The organism is Rhodococcus sp. 14-2483-1-1 (genome assembly GCF_002259335.1).
Lineage (GTDB): Bacteria > Actinomycetota > Actinomycetes > Mycobacteriales > Mycobacteriaceae > Rhodococcoides.
The window spans coordinates 739,223-756,489 of sequence record NZ_NPFX01000014.1 but is presented as its reverse complement, the minus strand read 5'-3'; the positions used below and the strand labels follow the sequence as shown (position 1 = coordinate 756,489).

14 protein-coding genes are annotated in these 17,267 nt (G+C 65.0%); 3 read left to right on the top strand and 11 right to left on the bottom strand.

Annotated elements, in window-relative coordinates; all coding sequences use genetic code 11:
* Positions 1 to 131 precede the first annotated feature (131 nt).
* Both CH294_RS14940 and CH294_RS14935 read left to right on the top strand, forming a co-directional pair.
* Complete coding sequence (locus tag CH294_RS14940) at positions 132 to 1,151, top strand: alpha/beta hydrolase family protein (RefSeq protein WP_094738346.1); 1,020 nt, start codon at positions 132 to 134, stop codon at positions 1,149 to 1,151.
* Between the two features lie 33 nt (positions 1,152 to 1,184).
* Positions 1,185 to 2,150 (top strand): glucosyl-3-phosphoglycerate synthase, encoded by a 966-nt coding sequence (locus CH294_RS14935; RefSeq protein ID WP_094738429.1) that lies wholly within the window; start codon positions 1,185 to 1,187, stop codon positions 2,148 to 2,150.
* Positions 2,151 to 2,219: 69 nt separating this feature from the next.
* Here CH294_RS14935 and CH294_RS14930 read toward each other — a convergent pair whose 3' ends face one another.
* From CH294_RS14930 to CH294_RS14885, 10 genes are all read right to left on the bottom strand, one after another.
* Entirely contained in the window at positions 2,220 to 3,812 is a 1,593-nt protein-coding gene (locus tag CH294_RS14930; RefSeq protein WP_094609494.1) for a 4-coumarate--CoA ligase family protein, read from the bottom strand.
* A gap of 99 nt (positions 3,813 to 3,911) precedes the next feature.
* Positions 3,912 to 5,180, bottom strand: coding sequence for an ABC transporter permease (locus CH294_RS14925; protein WP_094609493.1), 1,269 nt, complete (start codon positions 5,178 to 5,180; stop codon positions 3,912 to 3,914).
* A complete protein-coding gene (locus CH294_RS14920; protein ID WP_249305283.1) occupies positions 5,177 to 6,433 on the bottom strand; it encodes an ABC transporter permease in 1,257 nt (418 codons plus the stop codon). Before CH294_RS14920 ends, CH294_RS14925 begins: the two co-directional genes overlap by 4 nt.
* Positions 6,426 to 7,928 (bottom strand): ABC transporter ATP-binding protein, encoded by a 1,503-nt coding sequence (locus CH294_RS14915; protein ID WP_094738344.1) that lies wholly within the window; start codon positions 7,926 to 7,928, stop codon positions 6,426 to 6,428. Before CH294_RS14915 ends, CH294_RS14920 begins: the two co-directional genes overlap by 8 nt.
* Positions 7,929 to 7,950: 22 nt before the next feature.
* Positions 7,951 to 9,042 (bottom strand): BMP family ABC transporter substrate-binding protein, encoded by a 1,092-nt coding sequence (locus tag CH294_RS14910; protein WP_230592351.1) that lies wholly within the window; start codon positions 9,040 to 9,042, stop codon positions 7,951 to 7,953.
* A gap of 75 nt (positions 9,043 to 9,117) precedes the next feature.
* On the bottom strand, positions 9,118 to 10,593 hold the full coding sequence (locus tag CH294_RS14905; RefSeq protein ID WP_094738343.1) for a nucleobase:cation symporter-2 family protein: 1,476 nt from the start codon (positions 10,591 to 10,593) through the stop codon (positions 9,118 to 9,120).
* A 58-nt stretch (positions 10,594 to 10,651) separates the two neighbouring features.
* A complete protein-coding gene (locus tag CH294_RS14900) occupies positions 10,652 to 11,149 on the bottom strand; it encodes a YbjN domain-containing protein (protein WP_094738342.1) in 498 nt (165 codons plus the stop codon).
* Positions 11,146 to 12,474, bottom strand: coding sequence for a D-inositol-3-phosphate glycosyltransferase (mshA, locus tag CH294_RS14895; RefSeq protein ID WP_249305281.1), 1,329 nt, complete (start codon positions 12,472 to 12,474; stop codon positions 11,146 to 11,148). Before mshA ends, CH294_RS14900 begins: the two co-directional genes overlap by 4 nt.
* A 24-nt stretch (positions 12,475 to 12,498) precedes the next feature.
* Positions 12,499 to 13,413 (bottom strand): alpha/beta hydrolase, encoded by a 915-nt coding sequence (locus CH294_RS14890; protein WP_249305279.1) that lies wholly within the window; start codon positions 13,411 to 13,413, stop codon positions 12,499 to 12,501.
* 11 nt (positions 13,414 to 13,424) lie between these two features.
* A complete protein-coding gene (locus CH294_RS14885) occupies positions 13,425 to 14,774 on the bottom strand; it encodes an ROK family protein (protein ID WP_170944727.1) in 1,350 nt (449 codons plus the stop codon).
* A gap of 337 nt (positions 14,775 to 15,111) precedes the next feature.
* On the opposite strand from CH294_RS14885, the gene CH294_RS14880 reads away from it, so the two are divergent.
* Positions 15,112 to 15,867 carry an SDR family oxidoreductase gene (locus tag CH294_RS14880; RefSeq protein ID WP_094738341.1) on the top strand — a complete coding sequence of 252 codons (756 nt, stop codon included), beginning with the start codon at positions 15,112 to 15,114 and terminating at the stop codon, positions 15,865 to 15,867.
* Positions 15,868 to 15,926: 59 nt separating this feature from the next.
* Here the strand turns inward: CH294_RS14880 and CH294_RS14875 are convergent, their stop codons facing one another.
* Positions 15,927 to 17,201 (bottom strand): Ig-like domain-containing protein, encoded by a 1,275-nt coding sequence (locus tag CH294_RS14875; protein ID WP_094738426.1) that lies wholly within the window; start codon positions 17,199 to 17,201, stop codon positions 15,927 to 15,929.
* Positions 17,202 to 17,267 lie beyond the last annotated feature (66 nt).

Genomic DNA, 17,267 nt, shown 5'->3' with positions numbered 1-17,267 from the left:
AGATATCTGTGTCAGAACTGAAGGATCGTCAAGATTGTGGTGGGGGCCAGACATTCGATCTAACGTCGGACACTCATCGCGCTGACCGACACCCAGGCTCCGCGCTGCCCCCACGATGTCAGGAACGGTAGATGATCGACCGATACCGCCTGCGTGATGCGACCGTTTCGGCCCTGAGTGTGCTCGCGACCGTCCTTGTTCTCACGTCGGGCACAGCAGCAGTGGCAACTGCCGAGACAGCATCGTCGGTCGTCGGAGTAGAAGGCATCGGGGAACGCCGCGACGCCGTGCACGTGCATTCCGCGGCAATGGACCGCGACGTCGTCGTCGACATCTTTCGGGCGGAGACACCCGGTGCGCCCACCCTCTATCTGCTCAACGGTGCAGCCGGCGGAGACGGCGGCAGCAGCTGGTTCGATCAGACCGACATCGCCGGTTTCTTCGGTGACAAGAACGTCAACGTGGTGGTCCCACGGGGTGGCGCTGCAAGTTATTACACCGACTGGTTGCACGACGACCCGGTGCTGGGCCGCAACAAGTGGTCCACGTTTCTCGGTGTCGAACTGCCGCCGTTGATGAACGCACTGCTCGACAGCAACGGCGTCAATTCCGTCGCCGGTATCTCGATGGCCGGGACGTCGGTTCTGCAGCTGGCCATCGCCCATCCCTCCGTCTACCGATCCGTGGCCTCGTACAGCGGATGTGCCCGTACCAGCGACCCGGTGGGCGAGATGTACGTCCGATCCGTGGTCGAAGCGCGCGGCGGTGGATCCACCGCGAACATGTGGGGGCCTGCAGGCAGTGCCGACTGGATTGCCAACGACCCGTACGTCAACGCCGAAGGCCTGCGTGGTGTCGCGGTGTACATCTCGAGCGGAACGGGAGCGCCCGGCGCGTTCGATGTGCCCGGCGGACCCGGCATCGGTAGTGACTACGGCAAGCTCGCCCAGCAGCTTGCCGTCGGTGCCGTCATCGAGGCGACCACCGATTCGTGCTCGCACCAGATGCAGCAGCGCCTGCAGGAGTTGAACATCCCCGCCACCTACAACTTCCGACCCAACGGAACCCATTCGTGGGCCTATTGGCAACAAGACCTACACGACTCGTGGTCGGTGATCGCGCCGTCGATGGGACTGCCGACCACCTCCTGAGCCGTGACTTCCAGCGATGACGAAGGAAACTCGATGAGCCGAACCGACACCATGGGCACTCCTGCTCTTGCCGCCACCTGGGCCCGTTCACCCTGGCCGCTCGCCGACATCATCGCGGCCAAACGCGGCCGAACGGTCTCGGTCGTCCTCCCTGCCCTCGACGAGGAAGACACCGTCGCGGACGTGATTGCCTCGATGACTCCCCATCTGGGAAGTCTCATCGACGAAGTGGTCGTGCTCGATTCGGGCTCGACCGATCGTACGGCTGTCCGGGCGCGCGCGGCCGGGGCCACGGTCGTCTCCAGGGAAGAGGTGCTCCCAGCCCTACCCGTCGTCGGCGGAAAGGGAGAGGTCCTGTGGCGCGGAGTAGCGGCCACCTCGGGCGACATCGTGGTGTTCGTCGACTCGGATCTGGTCGATCCGGGCTCGCACTTCGTGCCGTCGCTCGTCGGTCCGCTGCTCATGCACGAGGGTGTCGAACTGGTCAAAGGCTTCTACCGTCGCCCTCTGACGATCGGTGACAGCACCGACGAGGATGGTGGCGGACGCGTCACGCAGTTGACGGTGCGGCCCCTGCTGACCGCACTTCGTCCCGAACTGGCCGGCGTCTTCCAGCCGCTGGGCGGCGAGTACGCCGCCACTCGCCAATTGCTGGAAACTCTGCCCTTCGCCCCCGGTTACGGCGTCGAGATCGGACTGCTGCTCGACACGTATCACCGCTCGGGTGCGGGCACGATCGGGCAGATCGGACTCGGAACGCGCCGCCATCGAAATCGGCCGACCTCCGAGTTGGCCGTCATGAGTCGACAGATCATCGCCACGATGTTCTCGCGGCTCGGTCTCGGCGATTCCGGCGCCGGATTCACCACCTTCTCGACCACGGGACCTCAGGTCTCGATGAGTGTGGCACCGCTGTGCCTGGTCGACCGTCCCCCGCTGATCACCGTCGACGACTACCTACGTGCCCATCGCCGGCACTCGATGAGCGCGCCGGCCTGACCCGAATACAGACGCACCCTCCACCGTCGAACACGGTGGAGGGTGCGCTGGGTCGTGCAGAAGATCGAGCTACTTGCCTGCAGCTTCCGACGCCCGCAAGTCCTTGCGGAGAATCTTGCCTGCCGCAGACTTCGGAACGGTGTCGATGAATTCGACGCGTCGAACCTTCTTGTGCGGGGAGACGCGCTCGGCGACGAACGCGATGATGCCGTCCTCGTCGATCGTGGCACCCTGCTGGCGCACGACGAACGCCTTGGGGATTTCTTCGCCCTCGTCGTCGAGCACACCGATGACGGCAGCGTCGGCGATTTCCTCGTGCGTGAGCAGCAGGGCCTCGAGCTCGGCCGGCGGCACCTGGTAACCCTTGTACTTGATCAGTTCCTTGAGGCGGTCGACGATGTAGACGACGCCTTCGTGGTCCGCGACAGCGATGTCACCGGTGTGCAGGTAACCGTCGGAGTCGAGGGTCTCGGCGGTGGCGGAGGGGTTGTTCAGGTACCCGACCATCACGTTCGGTCCCTTGACCCACAGCTCGCCCGGCTTGCTCAATCCCTCTGTGGGAAGCTCGATTTCGTCGCCCGTGGCCGGGTCGACGAGCTTGTTCTCGGTGTTGGCCAGGGGCTGGCCCACCGAGCTCAGCGGCATGTCGTCGCGGTCGAACGGGATGGCGTGGCTGACCGGGCTGAGCTCACTCATGCCGTAGCCCTGGCGCACCCGTGTGTTCAAGCGCTTGGCGACGGCCTTGCCGAGCTCCTCGTCCAGCGGTGCGGCACCCGAGAAGATGGTGTGGACGCTGGAGAGGTCGTACTGGTCGATCATCGGGTGCTTGGCGAGCGCGACGGCCACCGGCGGTGCGATGAACAGGTACGTCAGCTTCTGGTCCTGGATGATGCGCAGGAATTCGACGAGGTCGAACTTCGGCATCGTCACCAGGTGTGCGCGCAGCTTCAACGCGATGTTGAGCAATACCGTCAGGCCGTAGATGTGGAAGAACGGCAGCAGCGCCAGGATCGCGTCGTCGCTGTCGATGCCCACCCGCGGTTCCATCTGTGCGACGTTCGCGACGAGATTGCGGTGCGTGAGGATGACGCCCTTCGGCACACCCGTCGTACCGGAGGAGTACGGCAGCACCGCAACATGCGTGGCCGGATCGAACGAGACCTCGGGGGCAGGCGCGCCCTGGGTCAGCAGATCGCGCAGATTCGGATGCCCCTCTGCACCGTCCAGCACGATGACGTGATCGGCATCGATGCCGACCTTGTCCGCGGCCGCCTTCGCCTGCGGGTACAGCGGCGAGACGGTGAACAGGAACTTCGCGCCGGATCCGGTGAGCTGCTTGGCGATGTCCTCGGCGGTGTACAGAGCGTTGATCGTCGTCGCCGTTCCGCCTGCGCGCAGGATGCCGTGCAGCACCGACGCGAACGCGGGGACGTTCGGCGAATGCAGTCCGACGACGTCACCGACCTCGAGCCCGCGCGCAGCGAGCGCACCTGCAATGGCGTCGACTTGGCCGATCAGGGTCTTGTAAGTGGTGACGTCACCCGACGTGCCGTCGATGAGAGCAGGCTTGTCCAGATCGGACTCGGCGATCGACCCGAACAGGAAGTCGTAGACGCTCAGATTCGGGATCTCGACGTCGGGAAAGGGACTGCGGAAGCTCATGGCTCTCCTTCGAAAAACTGCGGCAACAATGATCGAACCTTACAGTGAAAGCGGTCACATCGGACAGCGACCCTACCGCTGAGTCAGGTAGGGCGTCCGCTAACTTCGGGACGCATACGGTTTGCCCGCTGCTGCCGGTCCTCGCACGTGGCCCACCAGCCCGGCGACGGCGAAGATGGTCACCACGTAGGGCAGCATCAACATGAATTCGCTCGGCACCGGAGACCCGATGATGCCCAGCACGTTCTGCAGATTCGACGCGAATCCGAACAGCAGTGCGGCCAACGTCGCGCGCACGGGATCCCACCGCCCGAAGATGACTGCGGCGAGTGCGATGTAGCCGGCACCGGCAGTCATTTCCTTGCCGAAGGCTCCGACGGAACCGAGCGTGAAGTACGCACCGCCGAGTCCGGCAATGGCACCGGCGAGGCAGACGTTCCAGAATCGCGTTCGAGCAACGTTGATTCCGACGGTGTCGGCGGCTTGCGGATGCTCACCGACGGCGCGCAGTCGCAGACCCCACTTGGTGTGGAACAGGCCGAAGAACACGAGCGCCACGGCGATATACATCAGGTACACGATCAGCGTCTGTCGAAACAGCACCGGCCCGACGATCGGAATCTGCGAGAGCACCGGAATGTCGATGCGCGCGAAGCGCGGTGGCGAATTGAGCGTCTCGGCGTTCTTGGTGAGCACCACCGAGTACAGGAAGCTGGTCAGTCCGACGACCAGGACGTTGAGCACCACACCCACGATGACCTGATTGACGAAGTAGCGAATCGAGAACACTGCCAGCAGCGACGCGGTCACTGCGCCGGCCACCAGAGCCGCGAGCAGCGCCACGTAGGTGGACCCGGTGATCGACGCGACAACGGCGCTGACGAAAGCGCCTGCGAGCAACTGGCCTTCGATGGCGATGTTGATGACGCCGACGCGTTCAGAGATCACCCCACCCATCGCGCCGAAGATCAGCGGTGTGCTCAGAGCGACTGCGCCGATGAGCAAACCGGGCACCGGAATGGTCTCACCGTCGGCTGCCCACGCGAGAAAGCCGAACACGAACAACACCGCGAACACCGCGAGCAACCACAGAGGCGTCGATCGGTATCGCGAGGCCAGCAGCGCCGCGTAGCCGGTGATGACGGCCAACAACACGACCACGATCAGCCCGGTGCCGTACGACGGCACACCCACGGCCGGCAGTGCGAAGAAGTCGCCCTCCGATGCCAATGCGAATGTGCTTGTGCCCGAACCTTTCTTGACAACGAACAGCACCAGAGCGAGCAACGTCACGACCCCGAGGATCGACGGCACCTTCCAGCTTCGACCGAGTACTGCCTCGGCGGGGGCGACGACGGGGGCGGTCACAGTGCACCCACCTTCGCGGTCTCGGCCTTCGCCAGTTTCTCTTCGCCCGGTTTCGGCAATCGGAACACCGCTCGCACCAGTGGCGGCGCAGCGATGAACAGCACGATCACCGATTGCACGACGAGCACGATGTCGATGGGTACGCCCTCGGCCGCCTGCATGGCGAATCCGCCGGCCTTGAACGCGCCGAACAGGATTCCCGCGACGAACACGCCCCACGGTTTCGATCGGCCGAGCAGTGCGACGGTGATGGCGTCGAATCCGATCCCCGCATCGATGTCGGCGCTGAAGCCGGTGGTGACGGTGCCTAATACCTGGGCAACTCCGGCAAGTCCGACGAGCGCACCGGACATGATCATGGCGTAGAGGTAGATCCGGTTGACGTTCATACCGGCGACGCGCGAGGCGTGCGGATTCTCGCCGACTGCGCGGAAGCGAAATCCGAGACTCGATCGCTCGAGCAGCCACCACACCGCGACGGTCACGAGGATCACCAGCACGAATCCGAGGTGCAGGCTGTAGCGATCACCGAAGAGCTTGGGGAACACCGCGGTCGACGCGATAGGAGCGGTCTTGGGATTGTTGGATCCCGGAGCCTGCAGGGCACCGGGGGTACGAAGTAGGTACGCAACGAGGTAGAACGCGATGTAGTTGAGCATGATGGTGACGATCACCTCGTGAGCGCCGGTGCGCGCCTTGAGGAATCCGGCGATTCCGCCCCATACCGCGCCGCCGAGTACACCCGCGACGACGGCGACCAGCAGGTGCAGTCCGGCCGGCAGGCTCACCCCGAATCCGACCCAGCCCGCACACGCGGCGGCGATGAGCATCTGGCCTCGTCCACCGATGTTGAACATGCCGACGCGGAAGGCAAGGGCCACACCGAGTCCCGCGACGATCAAAGGAGTGGCGAACGTCAGAGTCTCGGTCAGTGGCCGGATGCCGTTCTCGAATCCGGGCCGACGGAAGTTGTACACCGAGCCCTGGAACAACGACGAGTACGCGCCGGCAACGGAATCCCAGATGGCCTTCAGCATGTCCGAGGGACGCGAGAAGAAGTAGCCTGCCGACTCCTGGACGCCGGTGTTGGTGGCGGCGATGAGCACGGCACCGACGATCAGCGCGAGCAGTACGGCGAGAACCGAGATGATGGCACTGCCGGTGAAGATCTGCCGGAGCACTACATGTGACGCGGACGGCTGCGGAGGTGTCGGAGGCGGCGGAGCTGCCGGGGGCTGCTGGGTCTCACTCACCACGCTCACCGCCCATCATCAATCCGAGTGTTTCGCGGGACGTATCCCCGGGGACGATTCCCACGATTGCTCCTCGATACATGACGGCGATGCGGTCGGCCAGCGCGGCGACCTCATCCAGTTCGCTCGAGACCACGATGACCGGGATCCCCGAATCCCGAGTGGCGACGATGCGCTTGTGCACGAATTCGATGGATCCGACGTCGATTCCGCGAGTCGGCTGGGCCGCGACGAACAGCCGCAGATCGCGGCTCAGTTCGCGTGCGAGTACCACCTTCTGCTGGTTACCACCGGACAGGCGTCCGACGGCCGTCCCGATTCCCGGTGCCCGCACATCGAATTCGCTCAGCTTCTCGGATGCGAACTTCTCCAGATAGTCGCGCTGCACCGCTCCGCGCCGCACGAACGGCATGCTGTTCGAGCGGTCGAGCATCAGATTCTCCGCAATCGAGAACTCGCCCACCAAACCGTCGACGGTACGGTCCTCCGGCACGAAGCCGACACCGGCGTCGAGCACGTCCTGCACCGTCGATCCGACCAGCGAGCGACCGTCGAGACTGATCTTTCCGGACACGTTGTCCTGCAACCCGAGTAGAGCCTCGACGAATTCGGTCTGCCCGTTGCCCTGCACTCCGGCGACGGCGAGGATCTCCCCCGCCGCGACCTCGAGGCTGACGTCGTCGACGGTCTTGTTGCCCTGGGCGTCGAACACCGACAGATTCTCGACGACCAGCGCCGCCTCTCCCGGAGACGCCGGATCCTTCGAGACGGTCAGCTGCACATCGCGTCCCACCATCATGGCCGCGAGTTCGGTGTTGGAGGCGGTCGGTTTCGCTTCGCCGACCACCTTGCCGAGCCGGATGACGGTGATCTTGTCTGCCACTTCGCGCACTTCGCGCAGCTTGTGGGTGATGAAGACGATGGTGGTGCCCGACGCCGCGAGCTCCCTCATGATCCGCATCAGATCGTCGGTTTCCTGCGGCGTCAGGACGGCCGTCGGCTCGTCGAACACGAGCACCTTGGCCTCACGAGAGAGCGCTTTGACGATCTCCACCCGCTGCTGCACGCCGACGGGTAGGTCGTCGACGAGAGCATCGGGATCGAGATCGAAGCCGAACCTCGCGGAGATCTCTCGTACCAGCTTTCGTGCTGCCACGAGATCGAGTCGTCCACCGAGCGAGGTGGTTTCGTTGCCGAGCACGATGTTCTCTGCCACGGTGAACACCGGTATCAGCATGAAGTGCTGATGCACCATGCCGATGCCGGCGGTCATCGCCTCGCCCGGACCGGCGAAGTTCTGCTCGACGTCGTCGAGCAGAATCTGGCCCTCCTCGGCGCGATACAGGCCACTGAGCACGTTCATCAACGTGGACTTGCCTGCACCGTTCTCGCCGAGGAGGCAGTGGATCTCGCCGGATTCGACGCTCAGATCGATGTGGTCGTTGGCGATCAACGAGCCGAATCGTTTGGTGATACCGCGAAGTTCGAGCTTCATATCCCTTTACGACCGCTTGCTGCTACTTGGGTGCCGACGGCGACTCGACGGTGATGGACCCGTCGACGATGCCGGCCTTGATCGTATCCAGCTCGCCCTGCAGTGCGGGGTCGACCTTGGACTCGAAGTCGTGGAACGGTGCGATGCCGACGCCGTCGTTCTCCAGGGTGCCCACGTAGGGAGCGTTGTCGAACTTGTCTGCACCGGAGTTGGCCACCACCTCGTCGACGCTGGTCTTGAGGCCCTTGGTCACAGAGGTGAGCAACAGGTCGCCGACCGACGGGTCGGATTCGAAGACGTCGGCGTCGGCACCGATGAGGGCGACCGGACGCGAGGAGTCCCGAATGGCCTGCGCCGCACTCTGATAGATGGGTCCACCGACCGGGAAGATGACGTCGGCGTTCTGGTCGATCAGACCCTGAGCGGTGTTCTTGGCAACTTCGTTGGCGGTGAATCCACCGGTGAACGAGCCGTTCTGCGAGGGCACGTCCCAGCCGATGACGCGGACCGCCTTGCCCTTCTGCTCGTTGAAGTAGTTCACGCCGTCGGCGAAGCCGTCCATGAAGATGGTGACGGTCGGCAGCTGGGAGCCGCCGAACGTGCCGACCACTCCGGTGGTGCTGTAGCTCGCGGCCGCGTATCCGGCGAGGAAAGCCGACTGCGAGGCGTCGTAGGTCAGCGGCTTGACGTTCGGCAGGTCGATAGTCGAGTCGTCGATGATCGCGAAATCGATGTCGGAGTTGGCCTCGGCTGCCACCTTGGTGGCGTCGGCCAGATCGAATCCGACGGTGACGATGAGGTTGCAGCCCTGATCGACGAGGTTGTTGATGTTGGGGGCGTAGTCGGTGGGTGACGCGGACTCGACGGTGCGCGGCTCGACGCCGAGCTCCTGGGAGGCTTCGGTCAAACCCTCGAACCCGAGCTGGTTGAACGACTTGTCGTCGAATCCGCCGCTGTCGGAAACCATGCAGGGCAGGAAGTCACCGGATCCGCCTCCACTCGATCCTTCGTCCTCGGGAGCGGATCCACAGCCTGCGATCAGGGCGATGGCACCGAGCGACGCGACGCCGCCGAGTGCTGCCTTCCGCGTACTCGTGCGGGTAACGAATGACAAGATGTCCTCCAATTTAGATGTGCTTCGTCTGGTTCGGGACGCTACTCGCGCGGGCGAGGGTGCGCAGGATTTCACTCAGGTGTCGTTGTCGGATGCAGCCTTATCGGATGCAGCCTTGTTCGGCACAGCCTTGTTGGGCTCGGCCTTGTCGGGCAAGCTGCCGCCTTCGCGGAGTATTCGTGCTTCGTCCTCACGCACCATCACTGCCGGCCCCGCTGCCACCACCGATGGGTTCGGCGGCGTACCGGGTCTGAATACGTTGAAGAATACGTTGAGGACCACCGCCACGATGCTGGCGGCACTGATTCCGGAATGGAAGATGGTGACGAACCAGTCCGGAAACTCGTCCCAGAAGTCGCTCGCGACAACGGGAATGAGGCCGAACGCCAAGGTCACCGCCACGATGACCACATTGGAGTTGTTGTCGTAGTTCACCTTGCCGAGGGTCCGGATGCCGCTGGCGGCGACGGTTCCGAACAGAGCGATGCCTGCCCCTCCGAGTACCGGCAGCGGGACGACACCGACGACTGCGGCAAGAACCGGCGAAAGGCCCAGCAGCGCAAGCACGCCGCCACCCACCGCCACGACGAAGCGGCTCTTGATGCCGGTCATCGCCACCAGACCCACGTTCTGCGCGAAGGCCGTCGCCGGGAACGTGTTGAAGATCGGGGCGACGGCAGAGGACACCATGTCGGCGCGCAGGCCGTCACCGACGCGCTTGGAGTCGACGTCGGTTCCGACGACCTCACCGACGGCGAGGATGTCGGCCGTGGTCTCGACCATGATCACCAGGATCACGATGGTCATCGAGACGATCGCACCGACGGCGAAGATCGGTGACCCGAATGCGAACGGCGTCGGTGCGGCCACCACGGACGCGTCACCGACACCGTCGAAGTCGGTCTTGCCGACGATCAGTGCTGCGATGGTGCCGACGACGAGTCCGAGCAGAATCGACAGCCTCGACAGGCCAGGAATTTTGGTCATCACCAGCACGGCGAGCAGGGTGAACATCGCCAGCCCGATATTGGCGGGATCGAGATAGTTCGGGTTCGGGGCACCGCCCACCATCTCCTGGCCGGTGATCCACCGCGCGGCGACCGGCATCAGCGACAGTCCGAGGACGGTGATGATGCTGCCGGTCACCAGCGGTGGAAAGAACCGAATGATCTTCGAGAAGAACGGCGCGATGGCCAACCCGATCAGCGCGGCCACCAGCACGGCACCGAGGACCGTGCGCAATCCGGTTCGGCCGTCTTCCGCACTGCCGATGATCGTCAGCACCGTCGAGACCGAAGCAAACGAAATGCCCTGCACCAGCGGCAGTTGCGAGCCGAAGAACGGGATACCGATGGTCTGCAGGACGGTGGCCACGCCACTGACGAACAGCGCGCACGAAATCAGCAGGGCTTGGTCGGCACCGGACAGCCCGGCCGCTCCACCGACGATGATCGGTACGGCAATGACGCCACCGAACATCGAGAGAATGTGCTGCAGACCGTAACCGAACATCTGCAGCACCGGCGGGCGGGCGTCCTCGGGCCTGGTCATGAGAGTCAGGCTATGAACCGGACGTTACGGGCAGCGACACCGACCCATTTCGAGCGAGTTACGCTTGCTCGGCCTTGCCTGCTCCCACCAGATGCTCGAACGCCTTCAGGTTCGCCAACGATTCGCCACGCGAGACCCGCCATGCCCATTCACGTTTGATGGACTCCGCGAATCCCAGTTCGAGCAGCACGTTGAAGTCGCCGTCGGCAGCCTCGAGGGTCTGACCGAAGATCCGATCGAGTTCGTCACCGTCGACAGCCCGCAACGACATTCGCCCGACGAGGTAGATATCGCCGACCTTGTCGATGGTGTAATGCACCCCGTACAGCCGACGGTTACGACGAAGCAGGTACTTGTAGACGCCCTCGAAGTTCTCGTCGGGCTTGCGGCAGACGAACGCCTCGATGCGCACCCCGTGATGTCCGACGGTCAACATCGTCGTCGTCTTCAGTTTGCGTTCACCGGGCAGTTCGACGGTGAACACCTCGCCGCGCCGCGTGTAGTCCAGTTCGCGATCCTTCAGGACCCGGTCGATCAGTTCGGCGGTCTCGCTCATGCAGTCACAGCTCCTGATCTGCGCAGTTTCGACAATCCTCGGACCCGTCGCGGAGAGAACTCGCTCGGTGCCTCACCGCGGTCGAAATGGAATTTGGCCTGACGGTAACTCTCGATGAGACCGTCCGCGGTGTGCTCCCACGAGAAGTTTTTGGCATGCCGAGGTGCCGCACTTGCCATGTCCGCCAATGCAGTTCGATCCGAGAGCATGGACGCGAGCGCATCGGCCCAGTCCTCGGTGCGGTGGCCCTGCACCAGACGGCCGGTCTCGCCCGATCGCACGGCCACGCCGAGACCGCCCACATCGGCTGCCAACACCGGCGTTCCGCACGCCTGGGCTTCGATCGCGACCAGCCCGAACGATTCGTTGTAACTCGGCACCGCAACGACATCCGCGGCGCGGTAGACCTGTGCCAGACGTGACGACGGTTGCGGCGGCATGAACGTCACCCGCGGGGTGATCCCGAGACTCTCGGCCAGATCGATGAGGCTGTCGGGTCGATCCAACCCGCTGCCCGACGGCCCGCCGACGATGAGGACCCGTAGTGGCGACGACGGATCTCGCTGCAGCACTTCGGCGGCCGCGGCGATGAGCACGTCCGGAGCCTTGAGCGGTTGGATGCGTCCGACGAATGCGACGATCGACTCGTCGGGGTTCAGACCCAGCTCGGTGCGGGCCGCAAGCTTGTCCCCCGGATTGTATTGCGCCAGATCGGCTCCCGGCGCAACCACGTCGATCGAGTCCTGCGAAGCCCCGTAGATCTCGACGAGGGACTTCGCTTCCTCGGTTGTGTTGGCGATCAGCCGGTCTGCCTCGGCCACCACTTGCTGCTCGCCGATCTGGCGCGCCGCAGGCTCCGGTGAGTCACCATGCGCCAACGAGGCGTTCTTGACAGCGGCGAGGGTGTGCGCGGTGTGTACCAGCGGCACTCCCCAGCGATCGCGCGCGAGCCAGCCCACCTGACCCGAGAGCCAGTAGTGCGAGTGCACCAGGTCGTAGTACCCGGGCTCGTGCCGGGCTTCCTCACGCAGAACCCCGGCCGCGAACGCGCACAGCTGGGTGGGCAGGTCGTGTTTGTCCAGCCCCTCGAACGGGCCGGCGACGATGTTGCGGACCAGCACTCCGGGTGCTGCCTCGACGACGGGAGCATCGGTGGACGCCGTGGCCCGGGTGAAGATCTCGACCTCCACACCCCGCTTGGCCAGCTCTTTGGCGCTCTGCAACACGTAGACGTTCATGCCACCCGCGTCACCCGTTCCGGGCTGCGCCAGTGGGGACGTATGCAAGGACAACACAGCGACCCTGCTCAGCTGGTGTCCAGTCACTCCCTCAGTGTGCACGCCTCCACATTACGTCTCGATAACTACCCCTTCAGACGACCGGGCAGACTCAGACCATCCGGGAGTGCAGCCGGCGGAACGACCCAGGCTGTCGAGAAACTCGGTCACCTCGGTGAAAAAGCGCTGCGGATCGGCCACGAACGGTCCGTGATCCACGCCCTCCCAGTACGACGCCACGGCCGTGGGTATCAGCTCCGCTGCATGACGCCCGGCGGAGACGTCGACGACGGTGTCCGCGGTGCCGTGCAGCACGAATGCCGGCACATCGAGGCTGCGGAGCAGGTCGTCGTGCCCGACGGCACGATCGAACAGGGCGGCGCGCACTCGCGGCCGGGTGGACAGGGTCAACCCGAACAGCGCCTGTGCTTCCGTCCCCTTTCCTTCCACCGGCCCGGTCAACGCGTTGCCGAAGCTACCGAGCGCCTTGATGGCTACGCGGGGCTCCTCGGCCATCGCACCGGGGATAGCCGCCCGCATGGCCGTCCCCACGCGTCCGCCTGCCTCTCCCCTGCCGATGCTGGTGATCGCGCCGACGAGCACGATGCCCGCCACCGCGCCGGATCCGTGTTCGGCAAGGTAGTCACAGATCACCAGACCGCCGTAGGACCAGCCCAGGAGCACTGCGTCGGCGGTGATGCCCTCTGCAGCAAGCACCGCCTCGACGTCCCCGGCCCAGATCTTCGAGTCGTCGTACCCCGCCGCGGGGGCGTCGGAGTAGCCGTGACCCCGCAGATCGACGGCGACAACGCGGTACCGCGCGGCCAAGTTCGCCAACAGTCCCTCGCCCCAGCACGCCGAGCTCTGCGCCCACCCGTGCAGCAGAACCAGTGGTCTCGCCTCCGGGTCACCGCTGACGCGGTAGACGATGTTGGCTCCGTCGATTCCGGTGGCCTGGCGAACCGGTCCTGCTGCAGGGGTGCTCATAGTGGGTGAACCTACGCGGCAGCTCTGCGCATCGACGCGAGCGGATCGGAGTACAGGGAGCTGAGAGAGACCACCGTCGCGGCGTATTCCTGCACCCGGTCGCCGAATCCGGTGACGCGAATATCCCGGCGTGCCAGCGTCGAATGCGCGGTGAATGCCTCGCCCACGTGCGGGATTCCGGCCGGGTACGCGGTGAACGCCTGGCCCCCGAGTACGACGCGATCCGGATTGAACATGTCGCGCAGCAGCGCCACCGTCCGACCCAGTATCCGAGCGCGCTCGACCAGCAGTTCGCGCGCCGCCTCCGAACCGCCCTGCGCTGCCTGGTACACCGCGGCGATACTCGGATGTAGCTGCGGCGCAGCGACATTGGTCGCTCCGCGGGCTACGCTCGCAGCGACATCGGTCGCTCCGCGGGCTACGCTCGCAATGATTTTGCGGTCGACGGCAGCAGCGACCACCGCTCGATCACTGACGGAGGCCTCGAGGCAGCCTCGATTACCGCATCCGCACAGCGCCGACGACCCGGTGGGCAGGTGGGCGATGGACCCGGGGCCGCTCGCCGGGGTGTGGACGCGGCCGTCGATCGTCAGAGCCATGCCTGCGGTCTCGCGAGCGTAGAAGTAAAGAGAGGTTCCGCTCGTGCTCTGCGCTGCCGCGGTGTCCGACAGTCGAGGTGCTAGCAACAATTCCGAGGCTGCCATCGCCTCGACGTGCCCGGACACCGAGATGGGAAGGCCGAGTCCGCCGCCGATGATGCCGGCGACGCGGCCGTTCTCCCACCCCAGTCGCGGGTGGTCGACGGTGCCGTTCGCGGTGTCGACACGGCCGCCGATGGCGACGCCGACCCACAGCGGTGTGCGGCGGTGCCAGCGTCCGGCAAAGGCACCGGCGCTGCGGGTGACGGAAGCCAGCGCCGCGTCGGGGGATCCACCTGGCGTAGGGATTTCGACGGCGCCGAGGATGCGCCCGCGCAAGTCGCTGACGGTGATGCCGGTGACGACGGCACCGATGTGGATGCCGATCGTCGAAAACGGTTCGTGGTTGACCTCGAACGGCACCCGGGGCCGTCCGATCGCTCCCGATGCCGTCAGGTCCGCACGCTCGCGCAACAGCCCGACACCGAGCAGAGCCGATACCTGCCGATTGACGGTGGCGATACTCAATCCTGTTGTGCGAGCTGCGCTGTCGCGCGAGATGGGCCCTTCGACGCAGGCCACTCGCAGCACCGACGCCACGGGGCTGTCGACGATCCGCAGATCGGGTGCGACGAGTTGGACGCGCGATGCGGGAGCGGTGACCCGTCCGGGCGAGCGCAGAGCGGGGCGAGCGTGGTGGTGGTGCAGCGTGGTTACGGACATCCGTCGTGGATCCTCAGCAGTGGAGACCGTCGTCGCGAAATGAACAACGACGACGGTGCGAAGTGATGCAGGTCAAGGGGCGAGCACGGTGGTCACGAAAGACCACGACACGCGAATCGACTGCCCGTAGCGCAAAAAAGGCTAGAGACAGGTTCCTTGGCCGAGACAACACAGTTCCCGAGGGAGCGGCAAGCGAGAACCGAGGGACGCGGTCACATAGGTGACCCGCATCGCGGTGGTCTCGCTGGCGGACATGAGTCCAAAATTAGCACTCGAATCCCGATTGTCCAATCGGGCCCGTCCAGAAGCGCTGTTTCTCCCGAACTAGAATTTCCCCATGACCTCGCCCGAACACATCGCACCCGATACCCGAATCGCCGTCGTCACCGGAGCGAGTTCCGGCATCGGCGCGGCCACCGCCCGCCAACTCGCCGCCGACGGATTCCACGTGGTGATCGGTGCCCGCAGACTCGACCGGCTCGAGGAGTTGGCGTCGGACATCGGCGGTACGGCTCTGGAACTCGATGTCACGGAAGAGGATTCGGTTGCGGCCTTCGCCGCGGTGATCCCCCGCGTCGACGTCCTGGTCAACAATGCAGGCGGCGCAAAGGGACTGGCTCCGGTGATCGACGCCGACCTCGACGACTGGCGCTGGATGTGGGAGACCAACGTCCTCGGCACGCTACGGGTCACAAAATCGTTGCTGCCCAAGCTGATCGACTCCGGCGACGGCCTCATCGTCACGATCACCTCGGTTGCTGCGTTCGAGGCGTACGACAACGGCTCGGGGTACACCTCCGCCAAACACGCTCAGGCCGTGCTGCATCGGACACTACGCGGCGAACTGCTGGGTAAGCCGGTGCGGTTGACCGAGGTTGCGCCCGGCGCCGTGGAGACCGAATTCTCGCTCGTCCGCTTCGACGGTGACGCCGCCAAGGCCGACGCCGTCTACCAGGGCATCACACCGTTGGTGGCGAGCGACATCGCGGAGGTGATCGGCTTCGTGGCCTCGCGCCCGTCGCACGTCAACCTCGATCAGATCATCATCAAGCCGCGCGATCAGGCCGGCCCGGGGCGCTTCTCCCGTAAGTAGCCCATGTGCATGGAAACTCGTAGTGCGCTACGAGTTTCCATGCACGTGCGCGGAGCGCTCTACCCAGCGGGCGCGGGTGCCGTTGTGGTTGTTGGTGCCGTGGTCGCGGGGGTCGTGGTTGCGGCTGCTCCGCCGGCAGGAAGCGCCGACATCGACTCCCAGGTCGGCCAGTCGATGGCCCAGTCGTACAGGTCCCCGTCTGCTGCGGACAAGTCGATACGGGTGCCGGTGACCTCCACCGGATCGCCGTACATCGCTGTCCCGAAGTACTGCTGTGCGTCCTCGGTGGAGAGGTTGATACACCCGTTGGTGACGTTGGACGCGCCCTGCACGCCGGTGGTCAGCGGATTGGCGTGGATGAACTCACCGTTGTTGGAGATGCGCACGGCCCAGCGTTCGCGCACGTTCTCGTAGAACGGCGGGTTGGACATCAGGAAATCCTCGTGCTTCTCGGTGACGACGTGGATGCCGCTGCGGGTGACGTTGCGGTCCTCGTTGCCCTCGCCGTAGCTCACGGGGATGTCCATGATCGTCGCGCCGTCGCGGACCACCTGCATGCGGTGGCTGGTGGCGTCGGCGACGACCACCTGGCTGCGTCCGATACTGAAATTCAAGGTGACGTCGTCGGCTCCGTACGCGCCGTCGCCGTAGTTCACGCCGTAGAGCTTCGCGACCACCGACACCGTCGTACCGGGAGCCCAGTAGTTGGTGGGACGCCAGTGGATGCGTGAGCCGTTGTCGTCGGGGAACCAGGCCCATGCGCCGGGAGTCGGCGGGTTGGTGGTCACCGTCAACGCTTTCTCGACGGCCGCCTTGTCCTCGATCGCCGAGTCGAACTGCAGGATGATCGGCGCGGCGATGCCGACTTCCTGGCCGTCGCCGATGTTGGTGCTCACCGAGGTTCGGCTGTCCGGTTCGACGGTGGTGAACGCACCCTCGATGGGCACGGTCTTGTTGTCGCCGCCGACAGCCGAGCCGGACCACGTGTACTCGACGCCGTACCCCAACGGTTCGGTGACGGCGTACGAGGTCTTGTCCGGTGAGAGTGCGCCCTGGACGACCTTGCCCTCGGGGTTCGTCAGCGCAACGTCGGTGAGCGTTCCGTCGGTCACGGAGACCGAGATGGGCGCTACGGGGCTGACGTCGACGGCACCGTCGGCCGGGTTCGCGGTGACCTTCGCAACGGGCGCGGCCTCGGTGGTGGGGGCTGCAGCTCCCGAGCCTCCGTCACCGGATCCGACGGTGCAACCTGCCACCAACGCCACCAAGGCGACGAGCACGGCGATCAACCACACCGCGCGCGTCCGTTTTGTCTGTTCTACCTGCTCATGCACGTTATCCAACGTACCTGCGTCTGCGAACTGCCCCACTTTTCCGGGTCATTTTGGGGGCAGTCTCAC

Bases quoted from the DNA above. Each gene is read 5' to 3' on its own strand.
- CH294_RS14940 (WP_094738346.1), top strand. From the start codon at position 132: ATGATCGACCGATACCGCCTGCGTGATGCGACCGTTTCGGCCCTGAGT.
- CH294_RS14935 (WP_094738429.1), top strand. From the start codon at position 1,185: ATGAGCCGAACCGACACCATGGGCACTCCTGCTCTTGCCGCCACCTGG.
- CH294_RS14930 (WP_094609494.1), bottom strand. From the start codon at position 3,812: ATGAGCTTCCGCAGTCCCTTTCCCGACGTCGAGATCCCGAATCTGAGC.
- CH294_RS14915 (WP_094738344.1), bottom strand. From the start codon at position 7,928: ATGAAGCTCGAACTTCGCGGTATCACCAAACGATTCGGCTCGTTGATC.
- CH294_RS14905 (WP_094738343.1), bottom strand. From the start codon at position 10,593: ATGACCAGGCCCGAGGACGCCCGCCCGCCGGTGCTGCAGATGTTCGGT.
- CH294_RS14900 (WP_094738342.1), bottom strand. From the start codon at position 11,149: ATGAGCGAGACCGCCGAACTGATCGACCGGGTCCTGAAGGATCGCGAA.
- CH294_RS14890 (WP_249305279.1), bottom strand. From the start codon at position 13,413: ATGAGCACCCCTGCAGCAGGACCGGTTCGCCAGGCCACCGGAATCGAC.
- CH294_RS14885 (WP_170944727.1), bottom strand. From the start codon at position 14,774: ATGTCCGTAACCACGCTGCACCACCACCACGCTCGCCCCGCTCTGCGC.
- CH294_RS14880 (WP_094738341.1), top strand. From the start codon at position 15,112: ATGACCTCGCCCGAACACATCGCACCCGATACCCGAATCGCCGTCGTC.